Origin of the sequence: Acididesulfobacillus acetoxydans (assembly GCF_902729405.1) — a bacterium.
GTDB lineage: Bacteria > Bacillota > Desulfitobacteriia > Desulfitobacteriales > Desulfitobacteriaceae > Acididesulfobacillus > Acididesulfobacillus acetoxydans.
The window spans coordinates 3,633,366-3,649,992 of sequence record NZ_LR746496.1; the positions used below are offsets into that span (position 1 = coordinate 3,633,366).

The following is a 16,627-nucleotide window of genomic DNA, read 5'->3' on the forward strand; positions in this document are numbered from 1 at the left end:
GCCAGCTTTTAAGTCATTTTGCGTGAAAAAGCTGCTTATTCTGCTCGTAAATTCTCAGAAATAGCTCGTAGTTCTTGCGGTACATAGCGGTCTCCCCAGCCTGAGGTTCGTTGACGGCGGTGACGCCCAGACCGGCTACGCTGTCTTCCAAGCGGCGGCTGTATCCCAGCGCCTTGGCAGCCAAGACGGCTGCACCATAGCATGACGCTTCACTCACATCCGGCACTTCCAATTTCACATCGAGTACATCGGCAAGAAGCTGCCGCCAAAACTCGGAACGCGTAAATCCTCCGGAGACACGCACGAATTGGTCGATAGGTTTAATGGTTTGTAAGACTTGATAAACGGAGTTCACTGCATAGGCGACGCTTTCCAAAGCGGCCCTGATAATGTGGCTGCGGTTGTGGTGCCAGCTGAGGCCGAAAAAGACTCCTTTAGCCGCGTCATCCCAAATCGGAGCTCTCTCTCCGGTGAGATAAGGAAGGAAAATCAGTCCTTCAGCGCCGGCCGGGATCGAGGCTGCCTCCTGAATCATAACGGTATAGGGGTCGATGCCTTGAGCGAGGGCTCGCTCTTTTTCGGGAACAGCGATTTGATCACGAACCCAGCGCATTACAATACCTCCGCTGTTCAGACCACCGCCGATAACCCAGTGATCTTCGGTCAGAGCGTAACAAAAGACTCGTCCTTCCGGATCCGTCCACGGTCTCTTGACAACTGTCCGCACGGCAGCGCTCGTCCCGATGGTCACGGCGGCGCTCCCCGGAACCACGGAGCCGGCCCCCAGGTTGGCCAACACTCCGTCTGTCGCTCCCAAAACAAGCGGCAGACCCGAAGGAAGCCCCAGGAATGATGACCCGGAATTCGAAAGGGGCAGCACTTCCAGAGTGCTTTCCGGCCGGCTCAGCTGTTCCGGAACCAGGCCCAGATAGGATAAGGCCTCCCTGTCCCAAGCGAGTTTCTCCAGATTAAACATCCCGGTGGCTGAAGCCGTCGAGATGTCAGCCACCCACTCTCCGGTCAGGCGCAAGACAATCCATTCTTTAATTGAAACAAAGCGCCATCCCCGGCGCAGAGCAGCCCCGTTTTCTTTGAACCAGAGAATCTTGCTTATCGGAGACATCGGATGCATAGGGGTTCCCGTCCGCCGGTATAGGGCTAAGCCAAGATCGTTTCGAATCCGGCGCATCTGTGGGGCGGAGCGGGTGTCCGCCCAGGTCAGCATCCGAGTTTGCTCAGCACCGCGGTCATCGACGATAAAGATACTGTGCATCACGCCGCTGAAAGACAACCCCGCAGGCTTGCAGTGCATACGGACGAGCTTTGCGGTAATTTCTTGCAACGCCCCGAGAAAAGCCTGCCAGATCTCTTCCGGCTCCTGTTCCACCCAGCCGGCCCCCGGACTGTACAAAGGATAGCTTCTGTAGCTCTCGGCTATCGGTGCGGCCAGGGGCCCGGAGGCATTGCCCGTATCAGCCTCTCCTTCTTTAGGCAGTTCAAAGGCTGCCGCCTTCAGGCCTGATGTGCCAATATCGATTCCGATTAATGCTGAAAGTTGACCCACGGCAGATTCTCCTCAATGGTTAATTTAAAAGCGCTTTTTCGCAATGACACGCCGAATTTGGGCGAGATTCTCCAGCGTCTCTTGTTCTCTCTTCATCGCCACTCCGACATAGAGTGTGTCCAGGATGCTCAGCTGCGCAAAACGTGCCGCCATGGCCTCCGTGCGAAACTGGCTTTCCACGCTGGAAGCGACAAAACAAACCGTAGACATTTTGCCCAGGGGCGTCTTGTTGTAGTCCGTCACGCTGATCACCTTGGCCCCCCGATCGCGCGCCTCTTTAACCGCTTCATAGACGTCCTTGTTTGTCCCCGAGTGGGAGATGGCCACCACTAAATCCTTTTCATTGAGCAAAACGGCAGACATAACTTGAAGATGGCTGTCCGTTACCGCACTGCACTGGATTCCGGTCCGGAGAAACTTATGGTAAGCGTCCAGCGCCAGCACCGCGGAACCTCCGCAGCCGTAGAATTCGACCCGCCTGGCTTGGGCGAGCAGTTCTACTGCCTGTTCCAGTGAGGCAGGATCCAAAAGCCGCAAGGTATCTTCAATCGCGTTCGTGTTGGCGCGGAAAACCTTGCGCGCGATGAGAGCCAGAGAATCTTCCTCGTCCACATCTTCTTTAATGTTCGCCGTCGGTTCGATGGCCGCCGAAGCCAAAGCGATCTTTAAAGCTTGGAATCCGTCAAACCCCAAGCGCTTGGAAAAGCGGAAAATGCTGGCCTCCGCGCAGCGGCAGGCCTCCGCTACCTCCGTAATGGATTGCCGGATAAACTGGTGCGGGTGTTCCAGCAAGTAGTTGGCAATCCGCTGCTCCGTAATAGAAAACTTGTTGCTTAGGGCTTTGAGGCTGCTGAAAACTTCGCCCGGGTAATGCTCCTGTTTGATCTCGGCCCCCCCTCTCTTCATTCTCTAAGAACATGGAGCGCTTAGGCCTTGTCCCCTATCTAAATAGTATTATAATAAAAAAACTTTCATCGATCAATGTAAAAAATTTTCATCATCCACACTCTTTCAACCGGTTCTCCGAAATCCCCTGGCCGTTTTCACCCACTTCAACTCTCGTCCATTCGCCTTCTTTGCCGACGCGCACTTTGAGCGGCCCTTTATGGGTCACGTTTTTCATGCTGTGGATAAAGTCGTTTTCCGCCAACGGCTGCAGGATCAAACCCGGAACAGGCAACTGAAGTGCGTTCCCTGTTAGCGGCCACTCTAATCTGGACTGGCATGAGCGAAGTATTTTGGACTGTGTCCGTCAGTCCGTCAAAAGGTCATAGCATAGCAAAAAAAAGGGCGGTTACCCTAGGGTACCGACTCCTACTGCGCTCTGAGCCAAGTGGTGGCAATCCGCTCAAAACAGGATTAATCGTGAAAGATTCGGTCCAAAATCCTGATCGCTGAACCACGTTCTGACCAGGCTGTTCAAAGTGTCGGGCATAGCCCAGGGATAAGTGTGCTTCGCCCCCTTGATAAGAACCCCTTTGGCATTGGGGCATTGTCTTACCCGCCGCTCTCTAACAAAGGTTCATACATCATTGTCGCATGGTTCTCCGTGATCCGTTCATCCGCAATTTGTCTGCCGCCCTCATCCCAGACTTTGCGCTTGATCACATTGTGGCGGACGTACTCTCCCCACCACTCCTGCGTTATGGCGTGTTCGCTTTCATAGACCTCATATCTAAGGCGTATTTTGGAGCGGGCGGTCGGTCTGCGCGCTGAGGGACTATATCTCAGAGCCAGCTCATCACTCCCTCTCTTTTCCTTGAACTTCTTCTTCCTTCTTCATCATGCTCAGGCTGTCCACAATTCCCTTTAATGTCCTGTCAATATTGTTCATCTTGCGAATAAACCAGATGAGTACGATTAAGACTATGACCCAAGGTGTCAGAGACATCAGAAAATATGCCAAGACCGTCAATGTTGGAGGTGTCAAAAACCCGGGATAAACAGGCATGTACTTCCCCCCTTTCCTCTGCCCCATCGCTGGACTCAAGGCGTCGCTCAAGCGAGAATCCCCCGTGAAGAAATATTTCCTTAAGACGGGCCGCTTTCCGTCAGCACCCACCCCCTGTGCAAACTTTTCTCTCATCTTCAGAGCCGTCAGGAATTTCCCTTCCTCCTGCGTCACCCTAAACGAATTCTTTTTCCAGAACGAGGATATCCCTGGACAGAGTTCTGTTTTGCTTCACATACGCTTTGACCTCTCCGGTCTCCCTGTATCCCATCTTTCTCCAAAAGCTAAGTCCTCTTGAATCGCCGACCAAAACTCCCAAACGTATTTTCTCAAATTTCTGTGAAATGATCCATTCTTCCAAAGCCAGATAGGCCTTTTCCCCGATCCCCTTTCCCCGGCTGGCCGGATCCAACAGCATTAAGCCGAGATTCAAGGTTTTCGGGTCCGGATAGCCCCGGAGCACGTCAAACAAACCCACCGATTCTTGTGCTTCATTGGCTATGCCAAATAGCACCTTGTGACTTTTCTCTACGCCATCAGGCCTTTCACTGAACAGTTCCAGAGCCGCACCGGGTCTAACCGGCTCTTCGTCCTCGAACGTGAGGTAATCGGAACATCTCTCGAGCAGAGCCTGGACGTTCGGAAGATCTTCTCTTGTGAGTTCTCTCAGCGTAATTTTCACTCCATCATCCTCCTCAGTTCTGGCACCGCGTCTCTAACATCTAAGGGTTCACGATCTCGGGTTATAGCTCATAGTGCAATCACCCGATGTCGCAAACCCTCTGTGTGACAAACCTATCCCAGACAACCGACTCCAAAGAAACTCTAACCTTGGTACAGCGGATTCCCTCGTCTTTAACGCAAGGATATCAGGAATTTCTAACTAAGCGCAAATTCGACTGCCCCTTGCGCGTGAAGCAACGTGGTATCGAATATCGGGACACTGGAGTCCTCCCGCTTAACCAACAGTCCGATTTCGGTGCAGCCCAGAACAATGCTGTCAGCCCCTCGTTCAATTAAATCTGAGATAATTCTTCGGTACTTTGCTCTTGATTCGTCCACAATACGTCCCAGGCAAAGTTCCTGAAAAATGACCGTATTGACAAAACCCCGGTCCCTTTCCTCCGGAACCAGAACCTTTAGGCCCTGAGCTTCAAGACGCGCTCTGTAGAAGTCCTGTTCCATGGTGTATTTCGTTCCCAGGAGCCCTACCGTCTTTTTGCCCTCCGCAAGCACGCGCCGGGCCGTAATATCCGCAATATGAAGCAAAGGAATCCGGACGCTCGCTTCAATTTCCGTTGCGACCTTGTGCATGGTATTCGTCAAAATGAGCAAGAAATCCGCCCCGGCGGCTTCAAGACTGCGGGCAGCATCAGCCAAGATCCGGCCCGCTTTCTCCCATTCCCCGTTTCTCTGGCAGGTCTCGATTTCTTCGAAATCCACACTGTACAGAATACACTTGGCCGAGTGCAGACCGCCCAGTCGGCATTTCACTTCCTCATTAAGGATGCGGTAATATTCCAAGGACGACTCCCAACTCATTCCTCCGATTAAGCCAATCGTCTTCATCTGTATAAATCCGCCTTTCTGCGAAAGGCACCGATGGGGTTATGAAACAAAAACCCATCATCCTTTCACTCTTTTTGTGCTATCCTCCTCTTGTAGGTCGCTGGTATACTACAGAACCCGAGGAGGTGAGTGGCGGGGCTGTATAGCGGCAACCCCGTATGTGTATATGGTGTCGGTCATCCGTTAAGGCATCAATGAATGGCGCAAAACAGTAGCCCGTAAACTTATCTCTTCCGAAGTTGACTCGATTTCGCCGGATGACCAGTCCCTGCCATCCCTACAAGTATTTTTGCTGGAGGTACTTCTTTTGTTCAAAATCTTTCGTAAAAACTGCTGTGGACTTGATGTCCACAAAACCTGGATCTATGCCTGCATCGGTATTACTGATACAAATGGCCGTACTGAGTATAAGCAAGCTCGCTTCTCTTCCTTTTCCAAGGGCCTTAGAGAGTTGGCTGATTGGCTTGCGAAATTCTCCTGTATCGAAGTTTGTATGGAATCTGCCGGCAAGTTTTGGATTCCCGTATTCAACATCCTTGAAAAAACCTGTTTTGTTACCCTGGCACATCCCAAGTACACAAAACCTCAAAAAGGAAACAAAACGGATCGCAAAGATGCCAAATGGATCTGTGACCTCTTTATGTGCGATATGATCAAACCCAGCTTTATCCCTTCTCCTGTAATCAGGCATCTCCGTGACCTGATGCGTTACCGCTTCAAGATCACAAATATGCTGACTGGCGAGAAGAACCGTGCCCAGAACTGCCTGACTGTTTCCAACTTAAAGCTTGATGATGTCTTCAGTGATGTCTTTGGAAAGTCTGCCAGATCTATCACTACCTACATACTTGACCATCCCGGTGAACCCTTTGATGTCGCTCCCTTTGTCAATGGACGCTGCAAAACCCCTATCGAAGAGATCCAGGATGCCGTTGATGGTGCGATTTCTCCCGAGCAGGCTGTCAAGCTGCGTCAATGTCTCGCACACATTGATGAACTTGAAAACCACAAAAGGGAAATCGAGCAGGAAATACTTTTACTTGTACAACCTTTTTCAGCCATTCTAGATTTACTTCGTACCATTCCCGGGCTCAATTCCAATCCGATGACTGCCATTGCCATTCTCTCTGAGATTGGTCCGGACATGTCCGTGTTTCCGTCATCTAAAAATCTTGTTTCCTGGGCTGGATGCTGTCCACGCAATGATCAAAGTGGAGGAAAAGTAAAATCCACCCGTATATCTCGTGCCGGCTGTTATTTGAAACCTCTTCTTGTTCAGGTTGCAAATGCACTTCTCAAGTCTAAGAAACACCCTGAATTCAAAGAGAAGTATCACAGAATCAAGACCCGCCGGGGTCACAAAAAGGCTATCATCGCTGTCTGCAAGATGCTCTTGACCGCTATCTGGAATATCTTGAATAAGCTGGAGCCATATACCCCCGAAGGCTTTCTGGAGCACCGCCCTGTCAATGAATCTAAGGTTCTTACAAAGGCGCAGGCTCTGGAACTTCTCAGGAAAAGAGGTTACACAATAACAGACGAATCTCCCGTAATCGTTTAATCCTAAAACTCCCAATGTTATTTTTTGCCATCCACAAAATGTGAATGGTTTGTTTGCTGTACGCTTTTTACTCCCTAGCCACTACCTCTTTGTTTCAAACTTCTTCCTCCAGTTTTTCTCCAGACGATTTTCACCTAAGTTTCTTATTTCTTCAGAAAGGCGTAAATATCCTCTTTCGAAAGCAGCACTTTGCCACTTGGCATTCTCCCCAAAACATCCGGCTGCCCGCCGCCTGGCACCCGGGACAGCCCTTGACGGGACGATGAGCCGCGGCCCGAGCAGACGTGCGGCAGGCCTACAGTGCCTTTCCCGCCCCATAATTTCAGGTTTAGTTGTTGCCAAATGGGCAATTACCGGCGAACGAAAAATCTTTCGGTTCAGAAATTTGACAGGACTTGAACAGAGCTCGGTTTAGGGTTCAGGCCACCTTGGCGTCAGCCGAACGTCGATGGGGTGCCTACCGTTCGATTTCAACCGAAGGCTGTCTGTGTTATAATGAGGTGATTGCATCCATAGCGAGGCAGACTTGCAAGACGACAGGTCAATGAAAGGAGCGTCTGTATGCCGAAGTTCTATCGGATTTTAGGGTCGATCGTGGTCCTGTTCCTGATCGCAAGCGGAATCGTTTTCTCCTTTACGCTCATCCTTGCCGGTATCGTTGCGATTTCGCTCTATGGGCTCTATCGGCATTACTTCAAAAAAACGCGGACGGAAAGATTCTCCGAGCCGGAAATACACATTTCCGGAGAAGTCATCGACATCCCGAGGAAAACGGACCCGAGCAGGAGGAGCCGGGAATTTAGGCTGAAGCTTCCGAAATAATACAATACTAGGACTGGGGCCAAGCGGAGGATCTAAGTTTGAAACAAAGAGGTAGTGGCTAGGGAGTAAAAAGCGTACAGCAAACAAACCATTCACATTTTGTGGATGGCAAAAAATAACATTGGGAGTTTTAGGATTAAACGATTACGGGAGATTCGTCTGTTATTGTGTAACCTCTTTTCCTGAGAAGTTCCAGAGCCTGCGCCTTTGTAAGAACCTTAGATTCATTGACAGGGCGGTGCTCCAGAAAGCCTTCGGGGGTATATGGCTCCAGCTTATTCAAGATATTCCAGATAGCGGTCAAGAGCATCTTGCAGACAGCGATGATAGCCTTTTTGTGACCCCGGCGGGTCTTGATTCTGTGATACTTCTCTTTGAATTCAGGGTGTTTCTTAGACTTGAGAAGTGCATTTGCAACCTGAACAAGAAGAGGTTTCAAATAACAGCCGGCACGAGATATACGGGTGGATTTTACTTTTCCTCCACTTTGATCATTGCGTGGACAGCATCCAGCCCAGGAAACAAGATTTTTAGATGACGGAAACACGGACATGTCCGGACCAATCTCAGAGAGAATGGCAATGGCAGTCATCGGATTGGAATTGAGCCCGGGAATGGTACGAAGTAAATCTAGAATGGCTGAAAAAGGTTGTACAAGTAAAAGTATTTCCTGCTCGATTTCCCTTTTGTGGTTTTCAAGTTCATCAATGTGTGCGAGACATTGACGCAGCTTGACAGCCTGCTCGGGAGAAATCGCACCATCAACGGCATCCTGGATCTCTTCGATAGGGGTTTTGCAGCGTCCATTGACAAAGGGAGCGACATCAAAGGGTTCACCGGGATGGTCAAGTATGTAGGTAGTGATAGATCTGGCAGACTTTCCAAAGACATCACTGAAGACATCATCAAGCTTTAAGTTGGAAACAGTCAGGCAGTTCTGGGCACGGTTCTTCTCGCCAGTCAGCATATTTGTGATCTTGAAGCGGTAACGCATCAGGTCACGGAGATGCCTGATTACAGGAGAAGGGATAAAGCTGGGTTTGATCATATCGCACATAAAGAGGTCACAGATCCATTTGGCATCTTTGCGATCCGTTTTGTTTCCTTTTTGAGGTTTTGTGTACTTGGGATGTGCCAGGGTAACAAAACAGGTTTTTTCAAGGATGTTGAATACGGGAATCCAAAACTTGCCGGCAGATTCCATACAAACTTCGATACAGGAGAATTTCGCAAGCCAATCAGCCAACTCTCTAAGGCCCTTGGAAAAGGAAGAGAAGCGAGCTTGCTTATACTCAGTACGGCCATTTGTATCAGTAATACCGATGCAGGCATAGATCCAGGTTTTGTGGACATCAAGTCCACAGCAGTTTTTACGAAAGATTTTGAACAAAAGAAGTACCTCCAGCAAAAATACTTGTAGGGATGGCAGGGACTGGTCATCCGGCGAAATCGAGTCAACTTCGGAAGAGATAAGTTTACGGGCTACTGTTTTGCGCCATTCATTGATGCCTTAACGGATGACCGACACCATATACACATACGGGGTTGCCGCTATACAGCCCCGCCACTCACCTCCTCGGGTTCTGTAGTATACCAGCGACCTACAAGAGGAGGATAGCACAAAAAGAGTGAAAGGATGATGGGTTTTTGTTTCATAACCCCATCGGTGCCTTTCGCAGAAAGGCGGATTTATACACATGAACAGGAATTACACATGAACAGGAATTATGACTGTGAAGGGGATAGCAGATACTGCTATCCCCAATCTTTTATCAGCACATAACCCCCTATCCGGTTTCTCAGCGTGGGCGCTAAATTGACTATAACTAGATTGACTCCGCTTTGGCGAAGCGGTTATAACGGGTAGCGGCAATCAAGATAGCGACCAGGGCTATCCCGGTGAGGATACCGATCCCTTGCCAGAGGGTCCCCAGATTTCCGGTATGAAACAACAGCGTCTGATAGCCCTGCATGGCCCAATATTGGGGCAAGAAATGAGCCAGGGTTTGCATGCCGGCCGGCAGCATGTCGAGGGGCACCCATAAACCGGATAGGGCGGCTCCACCCAGGGAAACGAGCTGAACCAAGGCCATGCCCTGGTTCTCGGAACCGACCAGGACGGTCAGCATCATACCCAAAGCCGTGGCACAGAGGCTGAGGGCCAGGGACAAGAGGAACAAGAGACCGTAATTATAGAGTTGTAACTGCAAAAGCCAGTGTCCAAAGGCAAAGAGGGCTGTAATCTGCACCATGGCGGCGATCACCTGGGGAAGCCACATGCCCAGCATATACTGGAAGGCCTTAAGGGGGGTCGTGCGAACCCGCTCTAAAATGCCCGATTGTCTTTCCTTAAACAGGCTGCGCAGGATGGTGATCATAATATAGAAGACAAACATAACGGTATACCCCGGCACGATCTGGGTGGCAATGGAAGGGGAAACCGTACCTGCCGCCTGTTCCAGCTTCACCCGGACGGGGCTGGGCGGCCGGGTCGGATCGGCGAGCTTGGAGGCGATTTGCTGCAGGATGCCGGCGAGCACTCCGGTGGAGGCGGAAGCTTGCGGTCCGGACTTGATGGCGATGACTGCCGGTTGATGTCGGGCTAAGTCGGCCGCGAACCCCGGGGGAATGATGACCACGCTGCTCAGTTTGCCTTTTTGCACCTGCTGTTCCGCAGAATTGGCACTTCCGCTTAACTCCGCGACTTGGAAACCGGGAGTGGCAGCTATCACGCGGACAAGTTGGCGGGAAATCGGAGAATGATCCGCGTCCAAGACGTTGACCTTGATGGAACGCTCGCTCGCTTGAGCGAACAGAAAATGAAACAAGATCATAAATGCCATGGGCATGAGCAAAAGATAGACAAAGTTTCCTTTTTCTCGTACGAGTTTCCGCAGTTCCTTAATGAGGACCGCTCCAATCATTTTGTTCAACCTCCCTACAGTGAGTGTCCCTTAGCCTAGGGAACAATTCCTGAGTTTGCGAAGGCCCAAGGTTTAATCGTTTGCCAAGAATTACACACTCGCTATTCGTTCTTTGAGAATAAGATTCGTTTGTTCAAGATTGATAAATGGCAGCGGGCTTTTACTGATCCCGCAAAGAGGTGCCGGTCAGCTTCAGGAAAACGGACTCCAAGGAGGGTTTGACCAATTCCAAGCGGCGAAAAATCAGGGCTTTCTGCCGGGCCGCAGCCAAGATGTCGGCCATAAGGTCCGCCCTGTTCTCAGCCTCAGCCAGCCAGCCGCTGCCCAGGGGACGAACGGAGCGCAACCGGGTCGAGCAGGAGGCCAACCAGGCGGGAATGTCTGGGGGGACCGTTCCGTCCGGGGAGATCTCCAGATAGACTTCCTGCCCGGCGTAGCGGGCCAGCAGTTCCGGCAGAGGATCCTGGTCCACGAGTTGGCCATGGTCAATAATCCCCACTGTGTCGCAGAGCTCTTCCACTTCCTCCATGTAGTGACTGGAATAGACGATGGTGGCGCCCTGTGCCTGAAGGTGCTTGAGCATTTCAAACATGCGTTGGCGGGAATGGGGATCCACGCCTACCGTCGGCTCGTCCAAAAGGAGCAAGCGGGGTTTGTGCAGGAGAGCGGCGGCGATATTCAGCCGTCTTTTCATGCCGCCGGAATAAGATTTCACCGCTTCCCCGGCCTTTTCGGTCAGGCCGATAAATTCCAGTATTTCATCAATACTTTGCTGCAGAGGCCGGCCTCTCAAACCGTACATACTGCCGAAAAACTCCAGGTTCTGTTTTCCGGTCAGGCTGCCGTAGAGAGCAACGTCCTGAGGCACATAGCCCACCATTGTGCGCACTTCGTCACCCTTGCCCGCTTTGTGCCCGAAAACCTCTATGCTTCCCCCGCTGGGCGCCAGCACTCCGACCATCAACTTCATCAGGGTGCTTTTGCCCGCCCCGTTCGGACCCAGCAGGCCGTAGAAGCTGCCGGGAGCGACGTGGATAGATACCTTGTCCAGGGCCTGAGTGCGCCCGTACGTTTTGCTCAAGTCCTTACTGACAACGGCTTGAGTTTCGGATTTGGGCCGGGTCGAGTTTAAAAGCTTGGACACGGTTAACCCGTCTTTTATGGGAGTGAAGGTACCCAGACCCTCTCCAGTTTGCTTAAGCAATACAGCGTCAGTCATGAGCTAATCCTCCTTGCTTGTAGTTGCATTTCCCTGCGTAAACCGATAATGGTCCCCATGGCGCGGGTCTAAAGCACGAGGGCCTCCCCCGGACCTGCAAGGCCATACTATTTTAGTGAGTGAACTCGGGGTAAGACTCCCACTTGTAGAAGTGGGAGTCTTACGGTTGGATGAAAACCTTGATGGATTTCCGGCATCAAAGGCCATGCTTAAGGATTTGTACGAAAGCGTGCCGGATTTTGATCTCCGTGGGTTTGAGTACCCCTTTCTGGTTAGACCAGCCGGGCTTACCGTGACAGCTTAGCCGCCTATGAAGGCTCTACTTCGGGTGTTTGAGCCATTGGACCAAGCCGTAGAAGATGATCCCCGCCAGGATATAAGCGGCGACCAGTTCAACCGGCAGCCAAGAGGCATGCCAGAGGATCTGAGGTGTAATGGCTTCGGCGGATGCGGTTCTGACTTTTAGTGTTGGGTCCATTTTCGAAAGGCCTGAGATAAGGTTGAACTGGATGTTGATGAACAGAATGACCAAAGCCCAAAGCGGTGCTATGAGGAAGGAAGCTTTGCCGTGACGCCGCATGGATCCCATCAGAAATCCCAGGGGTATCAGCGGGGGGCCCATAAGGAGACCCAGCAGTCCGACCTGGCTGCCGAACCATAGTTGAGCTTGGAATAGGTTCCAGGACCACTGCTTGAGAGAGGCATCCAGTGCGGCCATGGAAACCGCCGCGAAGACCAGGAGTGTCAGCCATATACGCGCAAAGCGCCCTAAGATTCCAAGAAATTTCGCGGCAAGAAGTTTTTCCCGCGGAACCGGCAAGGAGAGCCACCAGTACCAGGTATCCTCTTTCCATTCGTGGCCCATACTGGCGGCGCCGGCCGCCGGGGCCAGGTAGAGGAAACCAAGGAGGGGGAGCCAGACCAGATAGGTCTGATGAAACCAGCCTTCCAGGGCGAAAATCAGCACGACAATCAGGGCTAGGGAGAGAACGAGGAAAGGGAGCAGCCATTTTCTTCTGATTCGCCGTCCCGACCGGCGCGCCTGTTCAAAGGCAATCAAATCCCCCCAAGTCATGGCTGCATCACCTCCTTATACATTTGGCGCAGGGAGCCATATCGAACCCGTAAACTTTCCGCTTCTGCCTTCAGTACCACTTTCCCTTCTTGGAGGAGGATGACCTCATCAAAGTGCCCTTCCACCTCATCCAAGTCGTGGGTAGTGATGAGCACGGCCGGGGCCTCGTCGCTCACTGTCCCGATCACGGTTTCGACCATGGCCTCCCGGGACAAAATGTCGAGGCCGGATAAGGGTTCATCCAGGATGAGAAGTTCGGGATGGCGGGCGACACAGAGGGCCAGGTGCAAACGGGCTTCCTGGCCGCGTGAAAGTTCGGACAGGCGGGTTCCCGGCCTGAGATGGGCATCCTTGAGAACAGCCTCGGCCAAGCCGCGGTCGAAGCGGTCATAAAGCCGAGCCGCCATGGCCAAAGCCGCCTCGACTTTCAGGCCCCGGGCAAAATGTCCCCGGTCAGGCAAGAAAGCAATTCGCGCCAAAGATTGCCAGGAAGGAGGTTCGCCGAATACTCTCACTTGCCCGGCATCGGGCATAAGCAGTCCCACGGCAATTTTTAGCAGAGTCGATTTTCCGGCTCCGTTGGGGCCGAGGAGTCCCACGACCTTGCCGGGTTCCAGCGCAAACTCCACTTGCCTCAAAACAGGATGCCCGCCAAAAGACTTTTCAATCCCTTTTAGTTCCAGCACTGAACTCATGACCATTTCACCTCCTGAAGCAAAGCCAGGGCCTGCTCCCGTGAAAAACCCAAGCGGCGCATCTCATTCACCAAATGTGCCACCGCCCGGTAAGCAAGGTCTTGCTTAAGCCGTTCAACCGGTTGGGGCTTGTCGGTGATAAAAGTACCCTGTCCCCGGTAGGTCATCAGTAAACCGCCCCTTTCCAAGTCCTGGTAAGCTCGCATGACGGTGTTGGGATTGACCTTCAAGAGCTGAGCCAATTCCCGCACCGAGGGTAAGCGTTCGTTGAGTTTCACATCGCCGCGAGCCAGGGCACCCTGCACTTGATCGACAATTTGTTCGTAAAGCGGCTTGCCCGGATCAAGCCGGAAGGTTATACCGGCCACCTGGATGGGTTCCATATGACTTCCCTCGCAATTCCCCCGCAATTCAACTGTCTAAAGTGTATTATAGATGTTAATACACATAAGTCAAGGGGATTGCCTGTTTTTTCAGGGAATGGTTCGAGCCTGTTTTTGGTAATGCTCCTGCCTTAAATTTCCGGGCAATTAAAGACGCGTCAACTCGTTTCGGTTAAAAATCTTCTCTAAGTTGGTTGGGAAGTTGGTTAGGGCTACTTGACTTTGGGCAAGGCAGGGACTATACTTTTGGAAAATAGTTATTTAGATTGTTGTCGAATCATCGAATGAGGCGGCTTTAGCGCGGGAACGCAGGATTTCCCGCAACGCGTCCCCGTGACACGCCGCCGCATAAGCTCACAGGGACATGGTTCGGGGACATTTTCTCCGGAGGAGGGGAAAACCGTGAAGGCTGTCGGCGTGTCGGTACTTTTCATGTTTATCACCGCATTTATTTGCATTTTGGCTCCCACTCTGCTGGCGGCTGTCATGGTGAAGAAATACAAGGCCAATTGGCGGGCTCTCTTCTTGGGTGCGGCCGCCTTCACGGTGGCTCAGCCCCTGCTGCGACTGCCCCTTCTCAAGTGGTTGGGCTACAAGGCCTGGTTTGTCTTGTTTAGCCAATCGAATACTCTGCTGTTCTTGGCCTTGCTCGGATTAAGTGCCGGCATTTTTGAGGAACTCAGCAGGTTCATCGCTCTTAGGTTTTTCCTGAAAAAGAGGCTGACTTGGGCAAACGGAGTAGTGTTCGGTTTAGGGCATGGAGGGGCAGAGGCCCTGCTATTAGTGGGCTTGAACTATGTCGGGTTACTTTACAACTTTATGTCCGGACGGCCGATTAATTTTCTCGGCCAGACCCCGCCCTATCTCTTTCTGGTGGCGGGTTTGGAAAGGGTCATGGCCATTAGCGCGCACATAGGTATGACTATGCTGGTCCTGTACGCCGTCAAAACCAAAAAGCTAAGGTACCTTTTCTATGCAATCCTGTTCCACGCTTTGATCGACAGCCCTGTCGTGGTCCTGCTCAGCCAGCGGGGACAGGTTTGGGCCAGTGAGGGTTATGTGGCGGTGTTCGCTGCCTTTGCCTTATGGCTGACTGTGAGATTCAGGGCCATCTTGGCCGTGAAGGAGGGGCCGGTCTGAGACGACTCCTCTGAAAACCTTCAGCGGTGCCCGGAATTTCGGCCTTTTTTGGCTGTGACAACTTAAGCGTAGTCAGTGAAGTTAAATATTTCTAAAAAGGGAGGGCTAAAATGAACAGAAAAGGTTTAAAGAGGGCCATGATTATGACGGTCGTCATAATCATGCTTGGATCTCTGTTAACGGGTTGCGGCAGTCAAAAAATATCCGAGTCAAGTGTGAGCTATGCCGGCCCCATACTGGATCACATGTTAGCCGGTATTAAGGACAAGAATTACGCTCAATTCAGCCAGGACTTCGGCAGCGCGATGAAAAATGGTTTGCCCCAAGGGAAGTTCGATGCCTTGGTCTCGATGCTGAATTCGAAGGTAGGGAATTATGAAAGCAAGACTTTCAGCGGTGCCACGACAAAAGAAAAGGATAACAAGACGTTTACCATTGTCGTCTACAAGGCCAAGTATTCGAAGGAACCGAAAGGTGTATTGATCACCCTGACCCTTGGCGACAGCGGGGGTAAGAAAGTTGTGGAAGGCTTGTACTTCAGTTCCCCTAACCTTCAGAAGTAACAAGCGCCGTCGCCCCACGGGTTTGCGGTTTGCCATGTGCTATCTCGGCAGCGAGTTATTTTCTCAGGCATTTGTGGTAGACTATAAACTATAGGTAAAACTAGAGAGGCGGTTTGTCTATGTCCGTACAGAGGCCGAATGTGCCTATGCCCAGTTTTGATTTCCGGGGACCGAGTTCGGTGTCCATGCTCCTCGCAGTGCTCGTCATCCTGGCCGGCGTTTTGCTCTGGTGGTTGACCGGCTGGTACGGCTGGATCGCGGTCGGCATTGTCGTGGCTATTCTGGTCGGTTATGGAGTCAAAGTGGCGAACCAGTGGGAGAAGGCGGTGATTCTCCGTCTGGGCAAATTTAGCCGCCTGGCTGGCCCTGGCCTGTTCTTTGTCCTCCCGGTCCTGGAGTCCGTAGCCAACTGGATTGATCACCGCACCATTACAACGGGTTTTAATGCGGAACAGACTTTGACCAAAGACACGGTTCCGGTGGATGTGGACGCAGTTTTGTTCTGGACCGTGGTGGATGCCAAGAAGGCGGCGCTCGAAGTCGCCCAGTACCGGGATGCGGTTTTTTGGGCGGCGCAGACGGCCCTCAGGGATGTGATCGGCCGGACGAACTTGGCGGAGATGCTTTCAGATCGGGAGCGAATAGACCGGGAACTGAAAGAAGCCATCGACAAACGCACCTCTCCTTGGGGGGTCAATGTCAATGCCGTGGAAATCAGGGATGTGATCCTACCTTCGGCCCTGCAGGACGCCATGAGCCGGGAGGCTCAGGCGGAACGCGAGCGCAGGGCGAGGATCATCCTGGGCACGGCGGAAACGGAGATTGCGACCAAGTTTGCCGAAGCGGCCAAGTCCTATGAAAACAATCCGGTGGCTCTGCACCTGCGGGCGATGAACATTCTTTACGAAGGGATCAAAGAAAAAGGGGCCATGGTTATCGTACCTTCCTCTGTGGTCGAGACTATGGGTCTGGGGAGCGTGGCCGGTCTGACGAGTCTGGCGGCCAAAGCCGGGGTGAACATCAATGCGGCCAACGCGAGTACAAACGCGACCGGCAGCGCCGGCGTGAATGCGACGGGTAACCCCAATGCAGCTAAGCCATAAAAAAACAGGCTGGGAGCAATCGGGCAGAGGCAGAAGCCCAAGCCCAAGCCGAAGCCCT

Annotated in this window: 17 protein-coding genes and 1 pseudogene; 5 read left to right on the plus strand and 13 right to left on the minus strand. The window is 52.1% G+C overall.

Annotation, left to right across the window (positions count from 1 at the left end):
• Window positions 1–13: 13 nt before the first annotated feature.
• The 7 genes and pseudogenes from MNU25_RS16165 to MNU25_RS16195 all read right to left on the minus strand — a co-directional run bounded on the left by MNU25_RS16165 (window position 14) and on the right by MNU25_RS16195 (window position 5,084).
• The gene (locus tag MNU25_RS16165) at window positions 14–1,564 is read right to left on the minus strand and encodes a gluconokinase (protein WP_240986008.1); all 1,551 of its coding nucleotides are present in this window, start codon (window positions 1,562–1,564) and stop codon (window positions 14–16) included.
• A 24-nt stretch (window positions 1,565–1,588) separates the two neighbouring features.
• Window positions 1,589–2,470 carry a MurR/RpiR family transcriptional regulator gene (locus MNU25_RS16170; RefSeq protein ID WP_240986009.1) on the minus strand — a complete coding sequence of 294 codons (882 nt, stop codon included), beginning with the start codon at window positions 2,468–2,470 and terminating at the stop codon, window positions 1,589–1,591.
• 91 nt (window positions 2,471–2,561) lie between these two features.
• Entirely contained in the window at window positions 2,562–2,744 is a 183-nt protein-coding gene (locus tag MNU25_RS16175; protein ID WP_240986010.1) for a sensor histidine kinase, read from the minus strand.
• Between the two features lie 317 nt (window positions 2,745–3,061).
• A pseudogene (locus MNU25_RS16180) lies at window positions 3,062–3,238 on the minus strand (VanW family protein); the annotation flags it as partial.
• 67 nt (window positions 3,239–3,305) lie between these two features.
• A complete protein-coding gene (locus tag MNU25_RS16185) occupies window positions 3,306–3,515 on the minus strand; it encodes a hypothetical protein (protein WP_240986011.1) in 210 nt (69 codons plus the stop codon).
• 175 nt (window positions 3,516–3,690) lie between these two features.
• Window positions 3,691–4,197: a GNAT family N-acetyltransferase gene (locus MNU25_RS16190; protein ID WP_240986012.1), complete on the minus strand. Its 507-nt coding sequence runs from the start codon at window positions 4,195–4,197 to the stop codon at window positions 3,691–3,693.
• A gap of 197 nt (window positions 4,198–4,394) precedes the next feature.
• Entirely contained in the window at window positions 4,395–5,084 is a 690-nt protein-coding gene (locus MNU25_RS16195; protein WP_240986013.1) for an aspartate/glutamate racemase family protein, read from the minus strand.
• Window positions 5,085–5,391: 307 nt separating this feature from the next.
• On the opposite strand from MNU25_RS16195, the gene MNU25_RS16200 reads away from it, so the two are divergent.
• Both MNU25_RS16200 and MNU25_RS16205 read left to right on the plus strand, forming a co-directional pair.
• Window positions 5,392–6,645 carry an IS110 family RNA-guided transposase gene (locus tag MNU25_RS16200; protein ID WP_240984875.1) on the plus strand — a complete coding sequence of 418 codons (1,254 nt, stop codon included), beginning with the start codon at window positions 5,392–5,394 and terminating at the stop codon, window positions 6,643–6,645.
• A 561-nt stretch (window positions 6,646–7,206) separates the two neighbouring features.
• Window positions 7,207–7,467, plus strand: coding sequence for a hypothetical protein (locus MNU25_RS16205; RefSeq protein ID WP_240986014.1), 261 nt, complete (start codon window positions 7,207–7,209; stop codon window positions 7,465–7,467).
• 136 nt (window positions 7,468–7,603) lie between these two features.
• Here the strand turns inward: MNU25_RS16205 and MNU25_RS16210 are convergent, their stop codons facing one another.
• The 6 genes from MNU25_RS16210 to MNU25_RS16235 all read right to left on the minus strand — a co-directional run bounded on the left by MNU25_RS16210 (window position 7,604) and on the right by MNU25_RS16235 (window position 13,763).
• Window positions 7,604–8,857, minus strand: a complete 1,254-nt coding sequence (locus tag MNU25_RS16210) for an IS110 family RNA-guided transposase (protein WP_240984875.1) — start codon at window positions 8,855–8,857, stop codon at window positions 7,604–7,606.
• Between the two features lie 436 nt (window positions 8,858–9,293).
• Window positions 9,294–10,391 carry an ABC transporter permease gene (locus tag MNU25_RS16215; protein WP_240986015.1) on the minus strand — a complete coding sequence of 366 codons (1,098 nt, stop codon included), beginning with the start codon at window positions 10,389–10,391 and terminating at the stop codon, window positions 9,294–9,296.
• A 160-nt stretch (window positions 10,392–10,551) separates the two neighbouring features.
• A complete protein-coding gene (locus tag MNU25_RS16220) occupies window positions 10,552–11,610 on the minus strand; it encodes an ABC transporter ATP-binding protein (RefSeq protein ID WP_240986016.1) in 1,059 nt (352 codons plus the stop codon).
• Window positions 11,611–11,929: 319 nt separating this feature from the next.
• Window positions 11,930–12,685, minus strand: a complete 756-nt coding sequence (locus tag MNU25_RS16225) for an ABC-2 transporter permease (RefSeq protein ID WP_240986017.1) — start codon at window positions 12,683–12,685, stop codon at window positions 11,930–11,932.
• On the minus strand, window positions 12,682–13,380 hold the full coding sequence (locus MNU25_RS16230; RefSeq protein WP_240986018.1) for an ABC transporter ATP-binding protein: 699 nt from the start codon (window positions 13,378–13,380) through the stop codon (window positions 12,682–12,684). Before MNU25_RS16230 ends, MNU25_RS16225 begins: the two co-directional genes overlap by 4 nt.
• A complete protein-coding gene (locus MNU25_RS16235; protein WP_240986019.1) occupies window positions 13,377–13,763 on the minus strand; it encodes a GntR family transcriptional regulator in 387 nt (128 codons plus the stop codon). Before MNU25_RS16235 ends, MNU25_RS16230 begins: the two co-directional genes overlap by 4 nt.
• A 402-nt stretch (window positions 13,764–14,165) precedes the next feature.
• Between MNU25_RS16235 and MNU25_RS16240 the strand changes: the two genes are divergently transcribed.
• The 3 genes from MNU25_RS16240 to MNU25_RS16250 all read left to right on the plus strand — a co-directional run bounded on the left by MNU25_RS16240 (window position 14,166) and on the right by MNU25_RS16250 (window position 16,569).
• Window positions 14,166–14,903, plus strand: a complete 738-nt coding sequence (locus tag MNU25_RS16240) for a YhfC family intramembrane metalloprotease (protein ID WP_240986020.1) — start codon at window positions 14,166–14,168, stop codon at window positions 14,901–14,903.
• A gap of 110 nt (window positions 14,904–15,013) precedes the next feature.
• Window positions 15,014–15,466: a DUF3887 domain-containing protein gene (locus MNU25_RS16245; protein WP_240986021.1), complete on the plus strand. Its 453-nt coding sequence runs from the start codon at window positions 15,014–15,016 to the stop codon at window positions 15,464–15,466.
• Window positions 15,467–15,585: 119 nt separating this feature from the next.
• Window positions 15,586–16,569, plus strand: coding sequence for a slipin family protein (locus MNU25_RS16250; RefSeq protein WP_240986022.1), 984 nt, complete (start codon window positions 15,586–15,588; stop codon window positions 16,567–16,569).
• Window positions 16,570–16,627 lie beyond the last annotated feature (58 nt).

Bases quoted from the DNA above. Each gene is read 5' to 3' on its own strand.
- MNU25_RS16170 (WP_240986009.1), bottom strand. From the start codon at position 2,470: ATGAAGAGAGGGGGGGCCGAGATCAAACAGGAGCATTACCCGGGCGAA.
- MNU25_RS16185 (WP_240986011.1), bottom strand. From the start codon at position 3,515: ATGCCTGTTTATCCCGGGTTTTTGACACCTCCAACATTGACGGTCTTG.
- MNU25_RS16195 (WP_240986013.1), bottom strand. From the start codon at position 5,084: ATGAAGACGATTGGCTTAATCGGAGGAATGAGTTGGGAGTCGTCCTTG.
- MNU25_RS16205 (WP_240986014.1), top strand. From the start codon at position 7,207: ATGCCGAAGTTCTATCGGATTTTAGGGTCGATCGTGGTCCTGTTCCTG.
- MNU25_RS16215 (WP_240986015.1), bottom strand. From the start codon at position 10,391: ATGATTGGAGCGGTCCTCATTAAGGAACTGCGGAAACTCGTACGAGAA.
- MNU25_RS16220 (WP_240986016.1), bottom strand. From the start codon at position 11,610: ATGACTGACGCTGTATTGCTTAAGCAAACTGGAGAGGGTCTGGGTACC.
- MNU25_RS16225 (WP_240986017.1), bottom strand. From the start codon at position 12,685: ATGACTTGGGGGGATTTGATTGCCTTTGAACAGGCGCGCCGGTCGGGA.
- MNU25_RS16230 (WP_240986018.1), bottom strand. From the start codon at position 13,380: ATGAGTTCAGTGCTGGAACTAAAAGGGATTGAAAAGTCTTTTGGCGGG.
- MNU25_RS16235 (WP_240986019.1), bottom strand. From the start codon at position 13,763: ATGGAACCCATCCAGGTGGCCGGTATAACCTTCCGGCTTGATCCGGGC.
- MNU25_RS16245 (WP_240986021.1), top strand. From the start codon at position 15,014: ATGAACAGAAAAGGTTTAAAGAGGGCCATGATTATGACGGTCGTCATA.
- MNU25_RS16250 (WP_240986022.1), top strand. From the start codon at position 15,586: ATGTCCGTACAGAGGCCGAATGTGCCTATGCCCAGTTTTGATTTCCGG.